The following is a 24,581-nucleotide window of genomic DNA, read 5'->3' on the forward strand; positions in this document are numbered from 1 at the left end:
CCATGACGACCTCCAGGGAAGACCGCATCTCCGCGCTGCCCGCACACCTGCGGGACCGCCTGCGCAAGCGGCTCGCGGGCCGCGCCGCCCCCGCCGACGTGATCCCGCGCGCCGGGCACGACGGGCCGTTCCCGCTGTCGGCGGGCCAGCGCCGGCTGTGGTTCCTGCACCAGGTGGCGCCGACCGACTACAACACCGCCCTGGCGCTGCGGCTGCGCGGCGCGCTGGACGTCGACCGGCTGACCGGGGCGCTGCGGGAGCTGGTGCGGCGGCACGAGTCGCTGCGCACCACGTTCCCCGAGGTGGACGGCGAGCCGGCGCAGGTCGTGCGGGACGTGCGGCTGGACGTCCCGGTGGTGGACGCCGACGACCTCGACGCCGCGCTGCGCGCCGAGGTGGAACGGCCGTTCGACCTGGCGGGCGGGCCGGTGTTCCGGGCGCTGCTGGTCCGGCACGACGGCGACCACGTGCTGCTGCTGACCTCGCACCACATCGTCGTGGACGGCTGGTCGCTCGGCGTGCTGACCGAGGAGCTCGGCGCGCTGTACCGGGGCGAGCAGCTGCCGCCGACCGACCTGCGCTACGGCGACTACGCGGTGTGGCAACAGGACCGGCCGGTGGACCTGGACCACTGGCGCGACCGGCTCGCCGGCGTGCCGCCGCTGGACCTGCCCACCGACCGGCCGCGCCCGGCGGAGCGCTCGTCGGCGGGCGCGACGCACGAGTTCACCGTGCCGCCGCTGCTGTCCTCGCGGCTGGCGGAGCTGGCCCGCACGCACGAGACGACCCTGTTCACCGTGCTGCTCACCGCGTGCCAGGCGCTGCTGGCCCGCTACACCGGCCAGGACGACATCGCCGTGGGCACCGTGACCACCGGCCGCAACCGGCCCGAACTCCAGCGGCTGGTCGGGTTCTTCGTCGGCACGATCGTGCTGCGGTCCACAGTGGACACCTCGCGGTCGTTCGCCGACCTGCTCGCCGGGACCCGCACGGGCGTGCTGGACGCGTTCGCGCACGACGAAGCCCCGTTCGACAAGGTCGTGGAGGCCTTGGGCGTGCCGCGCGACCCGAGCCGCACGCCGCTGTTCGACGTGATGGTGGTGATGCAGAACGCCGGCGCCGCGCTGCCCGCCCTGCCCGGCCTGGAGGTCACCGAGCACCCGCTGACCCGGCGGCACGCGAACTGGGACCTCAGCCTGGACTTCGCCGAGACCGGCGACGGCATCCACGGCCTGGTCGAGTACAGCACGGACCTGTTCGACGCCGCGACGGTCGCGCGGCTGTGCCGCCACCTGCTGATCCTGCTGGCCCGCGTGGTCGCCGAACCGGACCGGCCGCTGGCCGAGGTGCCGCTGCTGCTGGGCGACGAGCCCTCGCCGCACGGCCCGGCGGCGGAGGTCCCGGACACGACTTTCCCGGCGCTGTTCGAGGCGCGGGCCGCCCGGACGCCCGACGCGACGGCGCTGGTGTGCGGGGACGACGTGCTGACCTACGCCGAGGTCGAGGCGCGGGCGAACCGGCTGGCGCACCGGCTGGTGGCCGACGGCGTGCGGCCCGAGCAGGTGGTCGCGCTGTCGCTGCCGCGCGGCGTGGACGCGGTGGTGGCGGTGCTGGGCGTGCTCAAGGCCGGCGCGGTGTACCTGCCGGTGGACCCGTCGCTGCCCGAGCGGCGCAAGGCGCACCTGGTCACGGACTCGGGCGCGGTGCGGGTGCTGGACGGCCCGGTGGACACGGCCGGCCTGCCCGACACGCCGCCGAAGGTCCGGATCAGACCGGACCAGGCCGCGTACGTCATCTACACCTCCGGGTCCACCGGCACGCCCAAGGGCGTCGTGGTCGAGCACCGGAACCTGGTGAACCTGCTGGTCAACCACCGCAACGACTTCGCGTCGCAGCCCCTGCGGGTCGCGCTCACGGCCGTGTTCTCGTTCGACACGTCGTGGGAGGGCCTGGTGCTCATGGCCGACGGCCACGAGCTGCACGTCCTGACCGACGAGGTCCGGCTGGAGCCGACCGCGCTGGTCGCGTACGTGCGCGAGCACCGGATCGACTTCCTCGACCTCACCCCGTCCTACGTGCAGCAACTGCTGCCCGCCGGGCTGCTCGACGGCCCGCACCGGCCCAAGGTGCTCATGCTGGGCGGCGAGGCGCTGGGCCCGGCGCTGTGGCGGGAGCTGGCGGCGGCGCCGACCCGCGCCTACAACTTCTACGGGCCGACCGAGACCACGGTCGACGCGGTGTCCACGCTGGTCGAGGGCGACCGCCCGGTGATCGGCCGCCCGCTGCGCAACATGACGGCGTACGTGCTCGACCCGAACCTCCAGCCGCAGCCGGAGGGCGTCCCCGGTGAGCTGTACCTCGCCGGGCCGCAGGTCGCGCGCGGGTACCTCGACCGGCCGGGCCTGACCGCGGCGCGGTTCCTCGCCGACCCGTTCGGCGGGCCCGGTTCGCGCATGTACCGCACCGGCGACCGGGTCCGCTGGGTCGGCGACCGGCTGGAGTACCTGGGCCGCACCGACGACCAGGTCAAGATCCGGGGCCACCGCGTCGAGCCCGGCGAGGTCGAGGCCGCGCTGCTGGCCCACCCCGACGTCCGCGAGGCCGCGGTGGTGGCCCGCGCCGACGACGGCCACACCCGGCTGGTCGCCTACGTCGTCGCCGAGTCGCCGACCGACCTGCGCGACCACCTCAAGCGGCTGCTGCCGGACTACCAGATCCCCTCGGCGTTCGTGGAGCTGGACCGCATCCCGTTGACGCCCAACGGGAAGCTGGACAAGGCCGCGCTGCCGGCGCCCCAGGCCCGCGCGACCGGCGAGGTCGTCGCCCCGCGCACGCCGGCCGAGGCCGAGCTGGCCCGGATCTGGGCCGACGTGCTGGGCGCGGAGCGGGTCGGCGTGCACGACAACTTCTTCACCCTGGGCGGCGACTCGATCCTGTCCATCCGGCTGGTGTCGCTGGCCCGCCAGGCCGGGCTGCGGCTGACCTCGCGGGACGTGTTCCGCCACCAGACGATCGCCGAGCTGGCCCTGGTCGCGGGCGAGGGGGAGGCCGCCGCGCCGGCGCGGGTCTACACCGGTCCCGCGCCGCTGACCCCGATCCAGCGGTGGTTCTTCGCCGGGCACGGGCCGTTGGCGCACTTCACCATGTCGCTGCTGGTGGACCTCGACCCGGCGGTGGACGAGACCGCGTTGCGCGCGGCCGTGCGCGCGGTGGTGGACCACCACGACGCCCTGCGGCTGCGGTTCCGGCGGGTCGGCGACGGCTGGGCGCAGGAGGTCGCGCCCGCCGGGGCCGAGGTGTTCACCGTCTGCCCGGACGTCGAGGCGGCGGACGTCGAGGCGGCGGCGGTCGAGGCGGCGGCGGTCGAGGCCCGGCGGTCGCTGGACGTCGAGCGCGGGCCGCTGCTGCGGGCGGTGTTCTTCCCCGGTGACCGGCCGTCGCTGCTGCTGGTTGCCCACCACCTGGTGGTCGACGGCGTGTCGTGGCGGATCTTGGTGGAGGACTTGGAGAAGGCGTACCGGGGCGAGGCGCTCGACCCGGTCGGGACGTCCTTCACCGACTGGGCGCACCGGCTGGACGAGCACGTGCGGCAGGGCGGGTTGGCCGACGCGCTGGAGCACTGGCGGTCGCTGCCCGAGCCGGCGGCGCTGCCGGTGGACCGGTCCGGGCCCAACACCGTCGGGTCCACCCGGTCGGTGACCGTGCGGCTGGACCGCGCCACCACCGACGCCCTGCTGCGCGACGTGCCGCCGGTGTACCGGACGCAGGTCAACGACGTGCTGCTGAGCGCGCTGGGGCGGGCGCTTTCGGAGTGGACCGGGCGGGACGCGGTGGGCGTCGCCCTGGAGGGCCACGGCCGCGAGGAGCTGTTCGACGCGGACCTCTCGCGCACGGTCGGCTGGTTCACCACGCAGTTCCCGGTGGTGCTGGAGACCAGCGGCGACTGGGGTCGCACGCTCAAGACTGTCAAGGAGGCCCTGCGGGCGGTGCCGCACCGGGGGCTGAGCTACGAAGCCCTGGGGCTGACCGGGCTGCCGGACGTGTCGTTCAACTACCACGGCCGGTTCGACCTCACCGGCGGCGACCTGGTCCGGGCGCGGCGCGACCTGGCGTCCGGCGACGTGGCCCCCGACCGGGACCGGCCGCACCTGCTCGACGTGACGGGGCTGGTGGAGAACGGCGAACTGGCCCTGCGCTGGGACTACTCGGCGAACGTCCACGACGAGGACACCGTGCGGCGGCTGGCGCGGCGGGTCGTGGCGGCGTTGCGGGAGATCGTGGCGCACTGCGCCGAGCCCGGCGCCGGCGGCCGGACGCCGTCGGACTTCCCGTTGGCGCGGTTGACCCAGGAGCAGGTGGACCGCATCGCCGGGCCGGACGTGGAGGACGTCTACCGGCTGACGCCGTTGCAGGCGGGCATGGTGTTCCACAGCCTGGTCGAGCCCGGCGCGTACGTGGACCGGGTGCGGCTGGTGCTCGACGGCGTCACCGACCCGGACGCCCTGCGGCAGGCGTGGCAACGGGTGGTGGACCGCACGCCGGTGCTGCGCACGTCGATCGTGTGGGACGGCCTGGCCGAGCCGGTGCAGGTGGTGCACCGGGACGTGGCGCTGCCCGCCGACGGCGAGATCTCGCTGGACACCGCGCCCCTGCTGCGGGTGGCGGTCACGCCGCTGGGCGGCGACCGGGTCGAGGTCGTGTGGACCTCCCACCACGTCGTGCTGGACGGCTGGAGCACCGGGCAGGTGTTCACCGAGGTCCTGGAGCACTACCGGGCGATCACCACCGGCACGTCCGCGCGCGTGCCGGCCCGCCGGCCGTTCCGGGACTACCTGGGCTGGCTTGCCGAGCAGGGCGACACCGAGCCGTACTGGCGACGCGCGCTGTCCGATGTGGACGGTCCGACGCCGCTGCCGTTCGACCGGCCGCCGGCCGAGGCGCACCGCGCGGAGTCGACGGAGTCGGTGCGGGTCGCCGTGGACCTCGGCGACGCGCCGCAACGGCTCGGGCTGACCGTGAACACGGTCGTGCAGGGCGCGTGGGCGCTGCTGCTGTCGCGGGTCTCCGGCGAGCGGGACGTGGTGTTCGGCAGCACGGTGTCCGGGCGGCCGGCGGAACTGCCCGGCGTCGAGGACATGGTCGGCATGCTGATCAACACCGTCCCCACGCGGGTGGCGGTGGACACCTCCGCGCGGGTCGCGGCGTGGCTGCGCGACCTCCAAGCGGCCCAGGGCGAGGCCCGCCGCCACGACCACACCTCCCTGGCGGAGATCCAGTCGTGGCTGGGCACGCGGCTGTTCGACAGCGTGGTGGTGTTCGAGAACTACCCGTTCGACCAGTCCGGCGACGGCCCGCGCGTGGTCGAGGTGGACACGGTGGACAACACCACCCTGCCCCTCACCCTGACCGCGGCCGGGTCGCGGCGGCTGGACCTGGACCTGGCCTACGACCCCGACCTGTTCGACGCGGCCACCGCGCGCCGCCTCGCCGGCTGGCTGCGCGACCTGGTGCGCGACCTGGTCGACCGGCCGGACGCGCGGATCGCCGACCTGCCGTGGCTCACGCCCGAGGACGAGCGCCGCGTGCTGGTCGAGTGGAACCGGACCGCCCTGCCCACGCCGGGCACGCTCTACCCCGACGTGGTCGCCGAGCAGGCCCGGCGCACGCCCGACGCCACCGCGCTGGTCTTCCGCGACCGGTCGCTGACCTTCGCCGAGCTGGACGCCCGCGCCAACGCCCTGGCACACCACCTGCGGGCCGAAGGCGTCGGGGCGGAGCACGTGGTGGCCGTGCGGGTGCCGCGGTCGGCCGACGTCGTCGTGGCGCTGCTGGGCATCCTCAAGGCCGGGGCGGTCCACCTGCCGATCGACCCGACGCTGCCCGCGGACCGCGTCGAGCTGCTGCTGGACGACGCGCGGCCGAAGCTGGTCCTCGACGCCCTGCCCGCGCTGTCGCCCACCGACGAGGCGCCGGACGTGGTGCTCCGGCCGGAGCAGGCGGCCTACATCATCTACACCTCCGGCTCCACGGGTAAGCCGAAGGGCGTGGTGGTGGAGCACCGGCAGCTGGCGAACCTGTTCCACGCCAACCGGCACGAGCTGATGGGCGAGCGGACCCGGTTCGCGCTCACCGCCACCTTCTCCTTCGACACGTCCTGGGAGGGCCTGCTCTTCCTCGCCGCCGGCCACGAGCTGCACGTCATCGACGACGAGCTGCGCCTGGACCCGGACGGGCTGGTCGCCTACGTCCGCGACCACCGCGTCGGCACGATGGACCTCACCCCGTCCTACGCGCACCGGCTGGTCGCCGCCGGGCTGCTGGAGTCCGGCCTGGACCAGCTCATGCTCGGCGGCGAGGCCGTGGACGCCGCGCTGTGGCGGCGGATCGCCCGCTCGGGCGTGCGCGGCTTCAACTACTACGGCCCCACGGAGACCGCGGTGGACGCGGCCTCGACCCGGGTCACCGGCGACCACCCCGTCATCGGCCGCCCGCTGCACAACGCGCAGGCGTACGTGCTGGACGCCGACCTGCGGCCGGTGCCGCCCGGCGTGCCCGGCGAGCTGTACGTGGGCGGCGCGCAGGTCGGTCGCGGCTACCTCGGCCGCCCCGGCCTGACCGCCCAGCGGTTCCTGCCCGACCCGTTCGGCCCGCCCGGGTCGCGCATGTACCGCACCGGCGACCGGGTCCGCTGGCTCGACGGCGTCCTGGACTACCTGGGGCGCGCCGACGACCAGGTGAAGCTGCGCGGCTTCCGCGTCGAGCCCGGCGAGGTCGCGGCGGCGCTGCGCGAGGTGCCCGGCGTGCGCGACGCCGTCGTGGTCGTGCGGGCCGGCCGGCTCGTCGGGTACGTCACCGGCGAGCCCGAGACCGACGCCCGCGACCACCTCAAGGCGTCCCTGCCCGACTACATGGTCCCCTCGGCGGTGGTCGCGGTCGAGGCGTTCCCGTTGTCGCCCAGCGGGAAGCTCGACAAGAAGGCGCTGCCCGAGCCGGAGTTCGGCGGCGGCTTCCAGGAGCCCCGCACGCCCGCCGAACGCACGATCGCCGCGATCTGGGCGGACGTGCTCAGACTCGACCGGGTCGGCGCGGACGACAACTTCTTCGCGCTCGGCGGCGACTCGATCCTGAGCATCGGCGTGACCTCGCGGCTGCGCGAGGCGTTCGGCGTGCAGCTGTCCCCCCGTGCCCTCTTCCAGCACCCCACGGTGTCCGGCCTCGCGACAGCGATCGCCGGTCTGAGTGCGGTGGACGCCATCCCGGTGATCCCGCGCGGTGGCGTCCACCCCCAGTCCCCCGCCCAGCGGCGGCTGTGGTTCCTGGACCGCTTCGAACCCGGTGGCACGGAGTACGTCACCCCCACCGCCCTGCGGCTGCGCGGACCGCTGGACCTCGCGGCCCTGCGCCGGGCGCTCAACGGTCTGGTCGCGCGGCACGAGTCGCTGCGCACGACGTTCGACGACGACGTGCAGATCGTGCACGAGCCCTTCGAGCTGCCGGTGGAGGTCGAGCACGGCTCGTGGGAGGACGTGCTGCGCCAGGAGGTCGGCACGCCGTTCGACCTGCGCGAGGGTCCGCTGGTGCGGGCGCGGCTGGTGCGCGTGGCCGACGACGACCACGTGCTGGTCCTGGCGCTGCACCACATCGTCACCGACGGCTGGTCCACCGGTGTGCTGGCGCGCGACCTCGGCGCGCTCTACGCGGGCGAGGACCTGCCGCCGCTGCCCGTGCAGTACGTCGACTACACGGCCTGGCGCGAGGACCCGCCGGTCGACTACTGGGCGGACCGGCTGGCGGGCGTGCCGGTGGTGGAGCTGCCCACCGACCGGCCCCGCCCGGCGGTGCGCACGGGCGCGGGCGCGGCGCACAAGTTCACCGTGCCGGCGGAGGTGTCGGCGGGACTGCGGGAGCTGGCGCGGCGGCGCGGCGACACCCTGTTCACCACGCTGGTCGCGGCCTGCCAGGCGTTGCTGGCCCGCTACACCGGCCAGGACGACATCGCGGTGGGCACCGCCGTGTCCGGGCGCGGCCGGGCCGAGCTGGACGACGTGGTGGGCCTGTTCGTCAACACGCTCGTGCTGCGGTCCACAGTGGACACCGACCGGACGTTCGGCGAGTTCCTGTCCGGGGTGCGCCGGACCGTGCTGGACGCCTTCGCCCACCAGGACGTGCCGTTCGAACGGGTCGTGGAGGCGGTGCGCCCCGAGCGGGACCCGAGCCGCAACGCCCTGTTCGACGTGATGGTCCTGGTGCAGAACACCGCGAGCGAGGTGCCCGAGCTGCCCGGCCTGCGGGTCGAGGAGCTGGCGGTGCCCACGGTGTCGGCGCTGTGCGACCTGACGTTCGAGTTCGGCGAGTCCGGCGGCGACCTGCTGGGCGCGGTCGAGTACAGCACCGACCTGTTCGACGCGGCCACCGTGCGGCGGATGTGCCGGCACCTGGTGGCGCTGCTGGCCGCAGTCGCCGCCGACCCGGACCGGCCGCTGCGCGAGGTGTCCCTGCTGCTCGGGGACGAACCCTCGCCGCACGGACCGGCGCTGGACGTGCCGGACACGACGTTCCCCGCGCTGTTCGAGGCGCAGGCCGCGCGCACGCCCGACGCGACCGCCCTGGTCTGCGGGGACGTCCGGCTGACCTTCGCCGAGCTGGACGCGCGCGCGAACCGGTTGGCGCACCACCTGATCGGCCTGGGCGCACGCCCGGAGCGGACCGTGGCGGTGCGGCTGCCCCGCTCGGCCGACGCCGTCGCCGCCGTCCTCGCCGTGCACAAGGCGGGCGCGGTGTACCTGCCGATCGACCCGGCCCTGCCCGCCGAACGCCTCGACGTGCTGCTGGCCGACGCCGCGCCGACCGTCGTGCTCGACTCGTGGCCCGACCTCACGGCCTGCCCGGACACCCGGCCGCGGGTGGACCTGCGACCGGACAACGCGGCTTACGTCATCTACACCTCCGGTTCGACCGGCACGCCCAAGGGGGTCGTGGTCGAGCACCGCAGCCTGGTCAACCTCCTGCACAACCACCGCGACGACTTCGCCACCGAACACCTCAAGGTCGCGCTGTCCGCGGTGTTCACGTTCGACACGTCGTGGGAAGGCCTGGTGCTGCTGGCCGACGGGCACGAGGTGCACATCATCACCGACGACGTCCGCCTGGAACCGGCGGAGTTCGTGCGCTACGTCCGCGTGCACGGCATCGACCTGGTCGACGCCGGACCCCCGTTCGCGCGGCAGCTCCTGGACGCCGGCCTGCTCACCGGCGCCCACGCCCCGAAGATCCTCACCCTCGGCGGCGAGGCCCTGGACACCGCGCTGTGGCGGGAACTGGCCCGCTCGGGCGTCCGCGCCCACAACTTCTACGGTCCCACCGAGACCACGGTGGACGCCGTGTCCACGCGGATCACCGGCGACCGGCCGCTCATCGGCCGCCCCCTGCGCAACCTGACCGCCTACGTCCTGGACGCCGACCTGCGACCCCAGCCCGAGGGCGTGCCCGGCGAGCTGTTCGTCGCCGGACCGCAGGTCGCCCGCGGCTACCTCGACCGCCCCGGCCTGACCGCCCAGCGGTTCCTGCCCGACCCGTTCGGCGGCGGGCGCATGTACCGCACCGGCGACCGGGTCCGCTGGGTCGGCGACCGGCTGGAGTACCTGGGCCGCACCGACGACCAGGTCAAGGTCCGCGGCTACCGCGTCGAGCCCGGCGAGGTCGAGGCCGCGCTGCTGGCCCACCCGGACGTGCGGCAGGCCGTGGTGGTGGCGCGCGAGCACGGCGGTCACACCCGGCTCGTCGGGTACGTCGTCGGCGCCGCGACCGACCTCGCCGCCTGGCTCAAGGACCGGCTGCCCGAGCACATGGTGCCGTCGGTGTTCGTCACCCTGGACGAGGTCCCGCTGACCCCCAGCGGCAAGGTGGACCGCCGGGCGCTGCCCGCGCCGACGTTCTCCGACGCCGGGCACGTGCCGCCGCGCACGCCGGTGGAGGCCGAGCTGGCCCGGATCTGGGCCGAGGTGCTGGGCGTCGAGCGGGTCGGCGCGCGGGACAACTTCTTCGGCCTGGGCGGCGACTCCATCCTGAGCATGCAGGTGGTGTCGCGGGCGCGGCAGGCCGGGCTGCGGCTGACGTCGAAGGACGTGTTCCTGCGGCAGACGGTCGCGGACCTGGCGCTCGCGGTCACCGCGGCCGAGGACGCCGCCGACGCGCCGGCGTTCACCGGTCCCGCGCCGCTGACGCCGATCCAGCGCTGGTTCTTCGCCGAGCACGGGCCGTTGGCGCACTTCACGATGTCGGTGCTGGTGGAGTGGGACGACGTGGACGTGCCCCGCCTGCGGCAGGCGCTGGACGCCGTGGTGGCGCACCACGAAGCCCTGCGCACGCGGTTCGTCGAGGTGGACGGCGAGTGGCGGCAGGAGGTCGGCGAGGCCGGCGACGTCCTGCACCTCGCCGCCACCCTCGACCGCGCGACCGAGGCCACCCGGGCCCGGCAGAGCCTCGACCTGCGGCGCGGCCCGCTGTTCCGGGCCGTGCTGTTCCGGGACGGCAAGCTGCTGCTCACCGCCCACCACCTGGTCGTGGACGCGGTGTCGTGGCGGGTGGTCCTGGAAGACCTCCGAACCGCCTACGACGGCGGTGAGCCGGCCCCCAAGAGCCTGCCGTTCACCGATTGGGCGCACCGCCTCGACGCCCACGTCCGCGCGGGCGCGATGGACGACGCCCTGCCCTACTGGCAGGCGGTCCCGTCCGAGGAGCCCTTGCCCACCACCGCGGGCAGCGCGCGGACCGTGCGCGTGCGGCTGGGCCGGGAGGAGACCGACGCCCTGCTGCAACGCGTGCCCGAGGCGTACCGGACGCAGGTCAACGACGTGCTGCTGACGGCGTTGGCGGCGGCTTTCGCGGGTCGGGTGCTGGTGACGCTGGAGGGCCACGGCCGCGAGGAGGTGTTCCCCGGCGTCGACGTCTCCCGCACGGTCGGCTGGTTCACCGCCCAGTTCCCGGTGGCGCTGGACCTGCCCGCCGACTGGGGCGACGCGCTCAAGACCGTCAAGGAGCAGCTGCGGGCCGTGCCGCACAAGGGGTTGAGCTACGACGCGTTGCGGCAGACCGGCCGGTTGACCGGGCCGCTGCCCCGCGTGTGCTTCAACTACCTGGGCCGGTTCGAGGAGGACGTGGTCGAGGCCGACCTGGGCCGCGAGGCGCCCGACGACGTGGTGCGGCCCAACGCGCTGGACATCACGGCCGCGGTGACCGGCGGCGAGCTGGTGCTGGACTGGGAGTACTCGACCGAGGTCGACACCGAGGAGGGCGTGCGCGCGCTCGCCGACCGGATGGTGGACGCGCTGCGCGGGATCGTCGCGCACTGCGCCGGGTCCTGGGGCCGCACGCCGTCGGACTTCCCGCTGGCCCGGCTCACCCAGGAGCAGGTGGACCGGGTGGTGACGCCGGACGTCGAGGACGTCTACCCGCTCACCCCGTTGCAGACCGGCATGTTGTTCCACAGCCTGGTGGACGACGGGTCGGCCTACTTCAACCAGCTGCGCGTCCGGCTGTCCGGGGTGGACTCGCCGGAGCGGTTGGCGAGGGCGTGGCAACGGGTCGTGGACCGCACACCGGTGCTGCGCACGAGCGTGGTGTGGGAGGGCGTGGACGAGCCGGTGCAGGTGGTGCACCGCGACGTGGTCGTGCCGGTGGGGTTCGCGCCGGTGACCGACGACCTGGTGGCCCGCGACGCCGAAGCGGGGCTGGACCTCACCCGCGCGCCGTTGATGCGCCTGACCATCGGGCGGGTCTCCGACACCGAGGTGGACGTGCTGTGGACGTCGCACCACCTGCTGCTGGACGGCTGGAGCACGTCCCAGGTGTTCGGCGAGGTGCTGGCCGAGTACGCCGGGGACGCGCCGGTCGCGCGGCGGCCGTTCCGGGACTACCTGGCGTGGCTGGGCGAGCAGGACCACGCGGCGGCCGAGCGGCACTGGCGGGGCGTGGTGGCGGGCTTCACCGCGCCCACCCCCCTGCCCTACGACCGCCCGCCGGCCGACGCGCACCGCGCCGAGTCCTCCGCCCAGGTGGTGCTGGACCTGCCGGTCGACCGGCTCGACGCGGTGGCCCGCGCCCACGGCCTGACGGTGAACACCCTGGTCCAGGGCGCGTGGGCGCTGCTGCTGGCGCGCACCTCCGGCGAGCGGGACGTGGTGTTCGGCACCACCGTGTCCGGGCGGCCCGCCGAGCTGCCCGGCGTCGAGGACATCGTCGGCATGTTCATCAACACCGTGCCGACGCGGGTGTCGGTGGACCCGCTGGACGACGCCGTGACCTGGCTGCGGCGGCTCCAGGACGCCCAGATCGAGTCGCGCCGCCACGACTTCGTGGCGTTGGCGCAGCTCCAGGCGTGGGCCGGCGGCCGGCTGTTCGACAGCCTGCTGGCGTTCGAGAACTACCCCGTGCGGGCCCCGTCCGGTGCCGCGCCGGCGGTCGGCGAGGTCGACGGGCTGGACACGACGACGTTCCCGCTGACCGTGCGGGCGCACGCGGACTCGGCGCTGCACGTCGAGCTGACCTACGACCCGCGCCTGTTCGACGCGGCCACCGTGGAGACCCTCGGCGCCCGGCTCACCCGCCTGCTCGACGCGCTGGGCGCCGACCCGACGCGCCGGATCGGCGAGCTGCCGTGGCTGTCCGAGCGGGAGCGCCGGCAGGTCCTCGGGTCGTGGAACGGCGACGCGACGAGCAAGGTCACCACGACCATCCCGGAGGTGTTCGCCGCCCAGGCCGCGCGCACGCCCGACGCGGTGGCGGTGACGTTCGACGGCTCGGCGCTGACCTACCGGGAGCTGGACGAGCGGGCGAACCGGTTGGCGCACCACCTCGTCGCCGAGGGCGCGGGGCCGGAGCAGTTCGTGGCGCTGCTGCTGCCGCGGTCGCCGGAGCTGGTGGTCGCGGTGCTGGGCGTGCTCAAGGCGGGCGCGGCCTACGTGCCGATCGACCCGGCGTACCCGGCGGAGCGCATTGCGGGCATGGTCGAGGACGCCCGCCCGGTGATCGTCCTCGACCGCCTGCCGGACCTGTCCGCGTACCCGTCGACCCCGCCGAGGACGTCGCTGCGCCCGGAGAACCCGGCGTACGTGATCTACACGTCCGGCTCGACGGGCCGGCCCAAGGGCGTGATCATCCCGCACGCCAACGTGATCCGGCTGTTCACGGCGACGGACCACTGGTTCCGGTTCGACCACACCGACGTCTGGACCCTGTTCCACAGCTACGCCTTCGACTTCTCCGTCTGGGAGCTGTGGGGGCCGCTGCTGCACGGCGGCCGGCTCGTGGTGGTGCCCTACGAGGTCTCCCGGTCGCCGCGCGACTTCGCCCGGCTGCTGGACGACGAGGGCGTGACCGTGCTCAACCAGACGCCGTCGGCGTTCTACCAGCTCATCCCCGAACAGCCGGACGCCCGGTACGTGATCTTCGGCGGTGAGGCGCTGGACCTGCGCAAGGTGGCGGACTGGCGGGGCGCCGGCACGTTGATCAACATGTACGGCATCACCGAGACCACCGTCCACGTGACCTGCACCGAGGCGGACGGCACGGTCGGCGTCCCCATCCCCGACCTGCGGGTCTACGTGCTCGACGACGACCTCCAGCCGGTGCCGCCGGGCGTGGTCGGCGAGCTGCACGTGGCCGGGCCGGGCCTGGCCCGCGGCTACCTCGACCGGCCGGGCCTGACCGCGTCGCGGTTCGTGGCCAACCCGTTCGGCGAGCCCGGGTCGCGCATGTACCGCTCCGGCGACCTGGCCCGCTGGGTGGACGGGAAGCTGGACTACCTGGGCCGCGCGGACCAGCAGGTGAAGGTGCGCGGGTTCAGGATCGAGCCCGGCGAGGTCGAGGCGGTGCTCGCGGCCCACCCGGCGGTGCGGCAGGTCGCCGTGGTGGCGCGGGAGGACCGGCTGGTCGCCTACGTCGTGGCCGACGAGCCGGTGCCGGCCGCCGCGCTGCGCGAGCACGCGGCGCGCACCCTGCCCGACCACATGGTGCCGGCGGCGTACGTGCCGCTGGACCGGTTGCCGCTGAACAACAACGGCAAGCTGGACCGGGCCGCGCTGCCCGCCCCGGACCGGGACGCGACGGTCGCCGACGGGTACGTCGAGCCGCGCACCGACACCGAACGGCTGGTGGCGCGGACCTGGGCGGACGTGCTGGGCCTGGCGCGGGTCGGCGCGGAGGACGACTTCTTCGCGCTGGGCGGCGACTCGATCAGCAGCATCCGGGTCGCGGCCCGCCTGCGGGAACGGTTCGACGTCTCACCGCGCGCCCTGTTCGACCACCCGACGGTGGCCGGGCTGGCGGCGGCCCTGAGCGGCGAGGCCCAGACCCCGATCCCCCGCGCGACCCCCGCCATCCCGCCCGCCGGCGCGGAAACCGCCCTGCCCGGCGCAGACCCCGCCCTGCCCAGCGGAGACCCCGCGCTGTCCGGCGGCGGCTTCCCGCTGTCGTTCGCGCAGCAGCGGCTGTGGTTCCTCGACCAGTTCTCCCCCGGCGGCACCGAGTACGTGACCCCGCTCGCGGTGCGGCTGCGCGGCGAGCTGGACGTCGAACGGCTGCGCCGCGCCCTGACCGCCCTGGTCGCCCGCCACGAGTCGCTGCGCACGACGTTCCCCGCGGTGGACGGCCTGCCGGTGCAGGTGGTGCACCCGCCGCACGAGGTCACCCTGCCCCTCCTGGCCGAGCTGCCCGAGATCGAGCCGTTCGACCTGGCCACCGGCCCGCTGTTCCGGCCGGCGCTGGTCCGGGTCGCGCCGGACGAGCACGTGCTGGCCCTGACCATGCACCACATCGTCACCGACGGCTGGTCCGGCGGCGTGCTGGTGTCCGACCTGGCCGCGCTCTACGAGGGCCACGACCTGCCGGACCCGCCGGTGCGGTACGTGGACTTCGCCGCCTGGCAACGCGAGCAGCCGCTGGACGCCCAGCTCGACCACTGGCGGGAGGAGCTGCGCGGCGTGCCGGCGCTGGAGCTGCCCACCGACCGGCCCCGCCCGCCCGTGCAGACCACGGCCGGCGCGCAGGTCGAGTTCGCGGTGCCGCGCGAGGTCGCCGACCGGGTCCGCGGCCTCGCCCGCCGGCACGACTGCACGCTGTTCATGGCGCTGGTCGCGGCCTGCCAGGCGTTGTTCGCGCGCTGGTCGGGCCAGGAGGACTTCGCGCTGGGCACGGTCGCCGCCGGACGGGAGCGGCCGGAGCTGGAGCGGGTGGCCGGGTTCTTCGTCAACACCCTGGCCCTGCGCGCCCGGGTCGAGCCGCGGGCCACCTTCCCCGAGCTGCTGGCCCGGGTGCGGGAGACCGTGCTGGCCGCGTTCGCCCACCAGGACGTGCCGTTCGAACGGGTCGTGGACGCCGTGCAGCCCGACCGCGACACCAGCCGCACGCCGATCTTCCAGGCGGTGGTGGCGTTGCAGAACGCGCCGCGCCCCACCGGGTTCGCCGGGCTGGAGGCCACCGACGTGGCCCAGCCGGTCACCTCGACCGGGTTCGACGTGACGGTGGAGTTCACCGAGGAGGACGACGGCGCGCTGAGCGGGTCGGTCGAGTACAACACCGACCTGTTCGACGCCTCGACCGTCGAGCGGCTCACCGAACACCTGGTGACGCTGCTCGACGCCCTCACGGACGACCGTCCACTGTGGACCCTGCCGATGCCGCGCGCCGAACTGCGCGAGCTGGCCCGGTTCGGCGACGGCGGTCCCGCGCAGCCGTTCGTGCCGTTCGCGGGCCTGGTCGAGGCCCAGGTGGCCCGCACGCCCGACGCCCCCGCGCTGACCGGCGCGGCGGAGCTGACCTACGCCGAGCTGAACGCGGCGGCCAACCGGTTGGCGCACCACCTCATCGCCGCCGGCGCCGGGCCGGAGCGGGTGGTGGCGGTGCGGCTGCCCCGGTCGGCGGACCTGGTCGTGGCGGAACTGGCGGTGCTCAAGGCGGGCGCGGCGTTCCTGCCGGTGGACCCGGCCTACCCCGCCGAGCGGATCGGGTTCATGCTGGCCGACGCCCGGCCGCTGCTGGTGCTGGACGGGCCGGTCGACGTGTCCGACCACCCCGACCACGACCCCGGCGTGGCCGTGCGGCCGGAGCACCCCGCGTACGTGATCTACACGTCCGGCTCGACCGGCCGGCCCAAGGGTGTCGTGGTGACCCACGCGGGCATCTCGACGTTCTCGGCGGCCGAGATCGCGCACCTGGACGTGCGGCCGGGCGACCGGGTCCTGGAGTTCTCCTCGCCCAGCTTCGACGCGTCCGTGCTGGAGCTGTGCATGGCGCTGCCCGCCGGGGCCGCGCTGGTCGTGCCGCCGCCCGGTCCGCTGCTGGGCGAGCAGCTCGCGGACGTGATCGACGCGTTCGGCGCGACCCACGCGCTGATCCCGCCGGTCGCGCTGGCCACCGTGCCGGACCGGCCGCTGCCGACCTTCCGGACGCTGGTGGTCGGCGGTGACGCGTGCTCGGCGGACCTGGTCGCGCGGTGGGCGCCGGGCCGGCGGATGGTCAACGCCTACGGCCCCACCGAGTCCACCGTGGTCACCAGTTGGAGCGAGCCGTTGGAGCCGGGTGGCGTGCCGCCGATCGGCCGGCCTTTGCCGGGCACCCGCGTGCACGTCCTGGACGCCGAGGGGCAGCGGGCGCCGATCGGGGTCCCGGGCGAGCTGTTCGTGGCCGGCGTCGGCCTGGCGCGCGGCTACCTCGACCGGCCGGGCCTGACGGCGGCGCGGTTCGTGGCCGACCCGTTCGGGCCGCCCGGGTCGCGGATGTACCGGACCGGGGACGTGGTGCGCTGGAACCGCCGGGGCGAGCTGGAGTTCGTGGGCCGCGCCGACGAGCAGGTCAAGATCCGCGGCTTCCGGGTGGAGCTGGGCGAGGTCGAGACGGCGTTGCTGCGGCACCCGGACGTGCGCGAGGCCGTCGTGGTCGCGCGGGCCGACGGGGCCGGGCACAAGCGCCTGGTCGCCTACGTCGTCGGCCCGGTCGGGGACCTGCGGGAGTTCCTGGGCGAGTCGCTGCCGGAGTACCTGGTGCCGTCGCTGTTCGTGCCGGTCGACGCGCTGCCCATGAGCCCCAACGGGAAGGTGGACCGGGCGCGGCTGCCCGAGCCGGACTTCTCGGCCCTGGCCACGGCGGAGTACGTGGCGCCGGCCGGACCGGTCGAGGAGGCGCTGGCGGCGGTGTGGGCCGACGTGCTGGGCGTGCCGCGGGTCGGCACCGAGGACAACTTCTTCGCGCTGGGCGGCGACTCCATCCTGAGCATGCAGGTGGTGGCGCGGGCCCGGCAGGCGGGGCTGCGGTTCACCACGCGGGACCTGTTCGCCCACCAGACCATCGCCGCGCTCGCGCCCGTGGTGACCGGCGAGGCGGCGGTCGGCGAGCAGGCGGCGGTGGTCGGCGACGTGCCGCTGACGCCCGTGCAGCACTGGTTCCTGCACTCGGGGCGGCGCAACCCGCACCACTTCAACCAGTCCCACCTGGTGCGGCTGGACCCGGAGGTGGACGTCGAGCGGCTGCGGACCGCGTTGCGGCGGCTGCTGGCCCACCACGACGCGCTGCGGATGCGGTTCAGCCACGCCGACGGGTCGTGGCGGCAGGAGAACGCGCCCGTGTCGGACGTCGACGTGCTGATGGTCGTGACCGACGTGGCCGACCGGGAGGCGTTCGCGGACGAGGTGCACGCGAGCTTCGACCTGGCGACCGGGCCGCTGCTCAAGGCGGTGCTGTTCGCCGGGGACGAGCCGGAGCTGCTGCTGGTCGCGCACCACCTGGTCGTCGACGGGGTGTCGTGGCGCATCCTGCTCGACGACTTGGAGACCGCCTACGCCGGCGGTGACCTGGGCGCGAAGACGACCTCGTTCCAGGAGTGGGCGCGGCGGCTGTGGGCGCACGTGGCCGAGGGCGGGTTCGACGCCGAGGTGGACCACTGGAGTGTTCCCGTCCCGGCGGCCGAACAGGCGCGCGGGCCGGTGGACGTGGTGACCGTCGAGCTGTCGCCGGAGGACACGGACGCGTTGCTGCGCGGCGCGCCCGCCGCCTACCGGACGCGGGTCAACGACGTGCTGCTGGCCGCGTTGGCGTGGGCGTTGGCGCGGTGGACCGGCCAGTCGCGGGTCGCGGTGGACCTGGAGGGGCACGGCCGCGAGGACCTGTTCGACGGCGTGGACCTGTCCCGCACGGTCGGGTGGTTCACGTCCGTCTACCCGGTGGTGCTGGACGTCGCGGAGGGTGACTGGCGCACGCGGGTCAAGTCGGTGCGGCGGCAGTTGCGCGCGGTGCCGGGCGGCGGCGTCGGCTGCGGCGCGCTGCGCCAGCACGGCCGGGTGCCGGCGGGCGGCACGCCGGCGGTGGCGTTCAACTACCTCGGGCAGTTCGACGCCGGGTCGGCGGAGTCGACCGGCCTGTACCGGGCGGTGCTGCCGTCGATCGGCCGCGACCACGACCCGGCCGACCCGGCGCACCACCTGGTCGACGTGGTCGGCGAGGCGGGCGACGGGCGGATGGTGTTCTCCTGGTACTTCCACCCGCAGGTGCACCCGGCCGACGAGGTCCGCGCCGTCGCGGCGGACTTCGCGCGGGCGCTGCGGGCCATCGCCGAGGACTGCCGGCGATGACGACCTCGTTGGCGCGCAACCGGAACTACACCCTGCTGTGGAGCGGGCAGGCGGTGGCCGAGGTCGGCTTCTCGGCGTCGCTGATCGCCTTCCCGCTGCTGGTGCTGGCGGTCACCGGGTCGCCCGCCGCGTCCGGGCTGGTGCTGGCCGTGGACGCGGCGGCGCAACTGCTGGCCGGGCTGCCGGCCGGTGTCCTGGTGGACCGGTGGGACCGGCGGCGGATCATGCTGGCGTGCGAGGCGGCCCAGGCCGTGGCGCTGGGGACGCTGGTGGTGGCGCTGCTCCACGGGGTCGCGTCCGTGCTCCACATGGCGGTGGTCGCGGCCGTGATGGGCGTGTGCCGGGCGCTGTTCGAACCGGCCGAGGACGCGTGCCTGCCGAAGCTGGTGCCCGACGAGCAGTTGGCGACGGCGGTGGCGATGAACTCCGCCCGGACGTCCCTGGGGCAGATGGCGGGGACGGCGTTGGGCGGCGTGCTGTTCGCGGTGACCCGGTGGCTGCCGTTCCTGGTGGACCTGCTGACCCACTGCGTGGCGTTCGTGACGCTGCTGTTCCTGCGCGTGCCGCCGCGCACCCCGACGGTCGGGAAGGCGGACTTCCTCGGGGAGATCCGGTCGGGCCTGCGGTGGGTGTGGCAGCGCCGCGAGATCCGGGTGACGGCGGTGTGCGCGGTGGTGCTCAACCTGTTCTTCAGCGCGTTCTACCTGGTGGTGATCGTGCTGGCGCAACACCGGGGCGTGTCCCCGGCGGTCATCGGCGTGATGGCGGCGATGCTCGGGGTGGGCGGTGTCGTCGGCTCGCTGCTGGCGCCGCGCCTGCACCGCGTGCTGGGGCCGTACGTGTCGATCGCCGGGGTGTTCTGGGCGGTGACGCTGTTGACGCCGGTTTCCCTGCTGGTTGCCGACGGGTACGCGCTCGGTGGGGTGTTCGCCTTGATGATGGTGCTGGCGCCGACGGCGAACACGACGATCTCGACCCACCAGCTCCTGCTGACGCCCGATGAACTGCGCGGGCGGCTCAGCGGGGTGCTGGCGGTGGCCGTCGGGTTGGCGGGCGTGCTCGGCCCCGTGCTCGGCGGTGTGTTGACGGAATTCCTGGCGCCCACCGACGCGGTCGTCGTGTGTGCCGTCGGGATCGCTTTGGTGACCGCGTTCGTGACGGTGAGTCCCACGTTGCGGCGCTACGCTGATCAGGAGGTTGTCTCGTGAGGTCTGACATCGCTTACCAGGTGCTGGTCAACGACGAGGGCCAGTACTCGCTGTGGCCCGCGCACCAGCCGGTGCCCGCCGGCTGGGTGGCCGACGGCAAGACCGGCACCCTGGACGAGTGCTCCGCCCACGTGGACGAGGTGTGGACCGACATGCGCCCGCGTTCCCTGCGGGAGGCCATGAACTCCTGAGGCAGGCTCCCCCGGACCCGGCGCGGACTACAACGACACGTCCGCGCCGGTCCGAGCCGCTTCCACCAGCGCCTCACCCACCCGCGCCGTGCGCTTGGAGTCGTCCAACGACATCAGCGGCGTCCGACCGGTCCGCACCGCCTCCGCGAACGCGGCGGCCTGGTGCTCGTAGGCGTCCGCGCCGGCCAGCACCTCTTCGCTCCGGCCCTCGTCGGTCACCACGGTGATCACGCACTCCTCATCGGGGCCGGTCCAGGCGTTGCGCACCCCGATCCACCCACGCGTGCCCTGAAGCTCGTAGCGGGCACACGGCCCGTAGTCGAAGCCGTAGTCGATCTGCGCCACCCGCCCGCCCCCGAAGTCCAACGTGGCGACGCCACTGGTGTCCACCGGCGCGCCACCCTCGGAGTGGAACCGAGCCCGCACCCGCTCAGGCGCCCGCCCGAACGCCCACAACGGGACGTCGAACGCGTAACACCCGACATCCCAGGTGGCCCCGCCCCCCAACGACGGGTCGTACCGAATGTTCCCGACCGGATCCATCACCCCGGCGAACGCGGCCCGAACCACCCGCAACTCACCGATCACCCGCGAGGCGAGCAACTCGACCACCCGCCGCTGCTGCGGGTGGAACCGGTACATGTAGGCCTCCATGACGGTCAGCCCACCAGCCGCCGCCGCGACCCTCTCGACATCCGCGACGGACAACGCCAACGGCTTCTCGCACAGAACGTGCTTGCCCGCTTCCAGCGCGCGGAGAGTCCAGGGCACGTGCTCGGAATTGGGCAGCGCGATGTAGACGGCGTCCACGTCGGGATCGGCCAACAACGCCTCGAACCCGTCATGCACCCGAGCACCGAACCCAGCCGCGAACCGCCCCGAGGCCTCCACCCGACCAGGCCGAGCGGCGACGGCCACCACGGCGTTCCCGGCGGTGCGGTGGATGGCGGGCGCAACCCGCGTACTGATGAACGCCGTAGACCCCAACACACCCCACCGCAACACAGAACCCTCCCAATCCACCCAACTCCGCACCACCTTAACCGATCCAGCCAAAACCCCCGCGATCGCTTTCAAGGGCTGCCAAGCCACAGGAAGGGCCTCGGTTCGTTCCCCGTACGGCCTGGGCGCAGCCCAACCGCGCTTTGGGGTTCTCCGCAACCAGCTTTTCCGGTTGCGGAGAAGACCAAAGGGTGGTTGCCTCCGGCAGGCCGTACGGGGAACGAACCGACGCCCTTCCACCCCCGGGGGCCTGCCGCGCGGCGAGCGCCGCTTTTCGCTCTTCGCTTCAGCTCTTCGCTCTTCGCTCTTCGCTCTTCGCTTCCGCTCTCGATCTTGAAGGAAGCAAGCAGAGCGCACGCGTGCCACACCCCACCGACCGTCCCTACAGCACCCCCTCGCCGAGCGGTTCGCGGGCGATCAGCGAAACTTGACGGCATGACCGCCGACGCGCCCGACGACGACAGGACCAGCTTCGCCGACCTGGGGCTGCGCCCCGAACTGTTGCGGGCGCTCTCCGGACTCGGCTACGAGGAACCCACCCCCATCCAGCGGGAAGCCATCGCGCCGCTGGTCGAAGGGCGTGACCTGCTCGGGCAGGCCGCCACCGGCACCGGCAAGACCGCCGCGTTCGCCTTGCCCGTGCTGGAGCGCATGGGCGGCGGCGGGCGGACCGACACCCTGCCGTTCGCGTTGGTGCTGGTGCCCACCCGTGAGCTGGCCGTGCAGGTGTCCGAGGCCGTGCACCGGTACGGGCGTGAGCTGGGCGCGCGGGTGCTGCCGATCTACGGCGGTCAGCCGATCGGGCGGCAGTTGCGGGTGCTGGAGCAGGGGGTGGACGTGGTCGTGGCCACGCCCGGCCGCGCGGTGGACCACCTGAACCGGGGCACGCTCAAGCTCGACGACCTGAAGATCGTCGTGCTGGACGAGGCCGACGAGATGCTCGACATGGGGTTCGCCGAGGACCTCGACGCGATCCTCGCCGAGGCGCCCGAGGACCGGCAGACGGTGCTGTTCTCCGCGACCATGCCGCCGCGCATCGACCGGTTGGCCCGCCAGCACCTCACCGACCCGGTGCGCATCACCATCGGCCGCGAGCAGACCGAGCCGGGTGAAGCGCCGCGCGTCCGGCAGAGCGCCTACGTCGTCCCGCGCGCCCACAAGCCGGCCGCGCTGGGCCGGGTGCTCGACGTCGAGGCCCCCACGGCGGCGATCGTGTTCTGCCGCACGCGTGACGAGGTCGACCAGCTCACCGAGACCCTCAACGGCCGCGGCTACCGGGCCGAGTCGCTGCACGGCGGCATCAGCCAGGAGCAGCGCGACCGGGTGATGGCACGGCTGCGCAACGGGACCGCCGACCTGCTCGTGGCCACGGACGTCGCGGCGCGCGGTCTGGACGTCGAGCAGCTCACGCACGTCGTGAACTACAACGTGCCGTCCGCGCCGGAGTCCTACGTGCACCGCATCGGCCGGGTCGGGCGCGCGGGCCGCGAGGGTGTGGCGATCACGTTGGCCGAGCCGCGTGAGCACGGGATGCTCAAGACCATCGAGCGGGTCACCAAGCAGCGCATCCAGATGGAGAAGGTGCCCACGGTCGCCGACCTGCGGGCCCGCCGGCTGGAGCTGACCCGGGCGGCGCTGCACGAGAGCCTGTTGGAGGACGACCTGGAGGGCTTCCGGGTCGTGGTGGAGACGTTGGCCGACGAGTTCGACGTGGTGGAGATCGCGTTGGCGGCGGTCAAGCTCGCGCACGAGGCCACCGGCGCGGCGGCCGACGAGGAGGAGATCCCCGAGTTCGTGCCGCGCGACCGGGACCGCCGGGGCGCGCCGGTGGGCGGTGAGCGGCGGGAACGCCGGCCGCGTCGCCCCACGGCGGGCATGACCCGGCTGTTCGTGGGCGCGGGACGCAGCGCGGGCATCCGGCCGCAGGACATCGTGGGCGCGATCGCGGGCGAGGCGCGGCTCAACGGCCGCGAGATCGGCGCGATCGAGATCGCCGACCGGTTCTCGCTGGTCGAGGTGCCCGACGGCGCGGCGCAGCAGGTGATCACGGCGCTGCGCGGGGCGACCATCAAGGGCCGCAAGGTCACCATCCGCCGCGAGCGCGACGACAACCGCTGAACCGGTCCGCCGAGCGGGTGCCACCGCCCGCTCGGCGTCCCTTCGTCACCGCCGCACCGACCCACCGCCGCACCGTCGTCACCGAACCACCGCCGCACCGACCCACCGACGTCACCGTCGCGGCCGAGGCGGGAGAACGCCGGTTCCGGTGACCGGGTGGTCCACCGGACCCTCCACGTCCACGCCCCGCCACAGCGCGCGCCGAGCCGACAGGTCCACCTCCGGACCCCAGTGGCGCACGCCGGTCCAGCCGGGGTCGCCGGTGCGGCAGAAGTCCGCCCACGCGCGCAGCATGCGGGCCGACAGCTCGTGGTCGGCGGGTCCGGGCGGGCCGCCGATGAGGAAGTCCGCGCCGGTCAGGTTGCCGAAGCTGAACGGGACGTCGGCGGTGTGCCAGCCCGGCGCGCGGGTGAAGCGGGCCAGGTGGGCGCGGCCGTGGGCTTCGGCGAGGCGGGTGGTGGGTTCGCTGAAGACGTTGTCGCCCATCAGTTCCACGTACGCGTCGGCGACGGACGTGAACAGCGCGCGGTAGCCGTCAAGGACGTGCGTGGGCAGTCCGTGCGCACGCCCGAAGCGGGCGTACTCGTCGTCGGTGCGCACCGGGGCGAGGGCGCCGACGCGTTCGAACAGGCGGTACTCGGAGGTGGTGTGGCAGAACAGGGCGTCCACGTGCGGCGGCGGCACGGGCAGGCGGTCGGCGACCGGTCCGAACACGACCGGGTCGTAGCCCAGCGGTCCGCACTCCTGCGCGGCGATCAGCGCGTCGGCTGAGGCCACCGCGGACTCGGGCGTGGTGGGGTCGATCCACTCGGCGACGCGGCGGGCGAAGTCCTCGGTGTGGCACCGGCCGGGGACGCTGTGCGCGATCACCCGGCGGACGGGCGCGTCGGCGGCGAGGAACAGCGCCGAGCCCGCGCCCGCCGACTGCCCGGCGACGGTGACGTTGTCCGGGTCGCCGCCGAAGGCCGCGATCTCGTCGCGCACCCAGTCGAACGCGGCCCGCTGGTCGAGCAGGCCGCGGTTGGCGGGGTGGCCCTCGACGTGGCCGAAGCCCTCGAAGCCCAGGCGGTAGTTGCAGGTCACGACGACGAGCCCGGCGCGGGCCAGGGCCGTGCCGTCGTAGTCGGGCTGGGCGGAGGAGCCGAAGGTGTAGGCGCCGCCGTGCAGGTAGAGCAGGACCGGGTGGCCGTCGCCGTGCCGGGGCGCCCACACGTTGAGGGTCAGGACGTCCTCGTCGCCGGGCCGCCAGACCGGCGCGCCGGGCAGCTCGGCGGACTGGGGCGGGATGGGGCCGAACTCCCGGCAGTCGCCGGAGTGCTCGGCGCGGACCGGCGCGGCGAACCGGCGCGGGCCGAAGGGCGGTTCGGCGTACCGGATGCCGAGGAAGGCGTCGACCGCGGGATCGACCGCCAGGCCCCGAAAACGTCCACGTGTGCTCATCG

6 protein-coding genes are annotated in these 24,581 nt (G+C 74.4%); 4 read left to right on the forward strand and 2 right to left on the reverse strand.

Features of this window, described 5'->3' with window-relative positions; all coding sequences use genetic code 11:
• Nucleotides 1–2 precede the first annotated feature (2 nt).
• From ABD126_RS03440 to ABD126_RS03450, 3 genes are read left to right on the forward strand one after another with little or no spacing between them, the layout of a single operon-like run.
• Nucleotides 3–18,620: a non-ribosomal peptide synthase/polyketide synthase gene (locus ABD126_RS03440; protein ID WP_343932104.1), complete on the forward strand. Its 18,618-nt coding sequence runs from the start codon at nucleotides 3–5 to the stop codon at nucleotides 18,618–18,620.
• The gene (locus ABD126_RS03445) at nucleotides 18,617–19,828 is read left to right on the forward strand and encodes an MFS transporter (RefSeq protein ID WP_343932105.1); all 1,212 of its coding nucleotides are present in this window, start codon (nucleotides 18,617–18,619) and stop codon (nucleotides 19,826–19,828) included. Before ABD126_RS03440 ends, ABD126_RS03445 begins: the two co-directional genes overlap by 4 nt.
• Nucleotides 19,825–20,019, forward strand: a complete 195-nt coding sequence (locus ABD126_RS03450) for an MbtH family protein (protein ID WP_343932106.1) — start codon at nucleotides 19,825–19,827, stop codon at nucleotides 20,017–20,019. Before ABD126_RS03445 ends, ABD126_RS03450 begins: the two co-directional genes overlap by 4 nt.
• A gap of 27 nt (nucleotides 20,020–20,046) precedes the next feature.
• Here the strand turns inward: ABD126_RS03450 and ABD126_RS03455 are convergent, their stop codons facing one another.
• On the reverse strand, nucleotides 20,047–21,387 hold the full coding sequence (locus ABD126_RS03455) for a Gfo/Idh/MocA family protein (RefSeq protein WP_343932107.1): 1,341 nt from the start codon (nucleotides 21,385–21,387) through the stop codon (nucleotides 20,047–20,049).
• Nucleotides 21,388–21,456: 69 nt separating this feature from the next.
• Between ABD126_RS03455 and ABD126_RS03460 the strand changes: the two genes are divergently transcribed.
• On the forward strand, nucleotides 21,457–23,139 hold the full coding sequence (locus ABD126_RS03460) for a DEAD/DEAH box helicase (protein WP_343932108.1): 1,683 nt from the start codon (nucleotides 21,457–21,459) through the stop codon (nucleotides 23,137–23,139).
• A 111-nt stretch (nucleotides 23,140–23,250) separates the two neighbouring features.
• Here ABD126_RS03460 and ABD126_RS03465 read toward each other — a convergent pair whose 3' ends face one another.
• Entirely contained in the window at nucleotides 23,251–24,579 is a 1,329-nt protein-coding gene (locus ABD126_RS03465; RefSeq protein ID WP_343932109.1) for a carboxylesterase family protein, read from the reverse strand.
• Nucleotides 24,580–24,581 lie beyond the last annotated feature (2 nt).

The organism is Saccharothrix mutabilis subsp. mutabilis (assembly GCF_039521145.1).
GTDB lineage: Bacteria > Actinomycetota > Actinomycetes > Mycobacteriales > Pseudonocardiaceae > Actinosynnema > Actinosynnema mutabilis.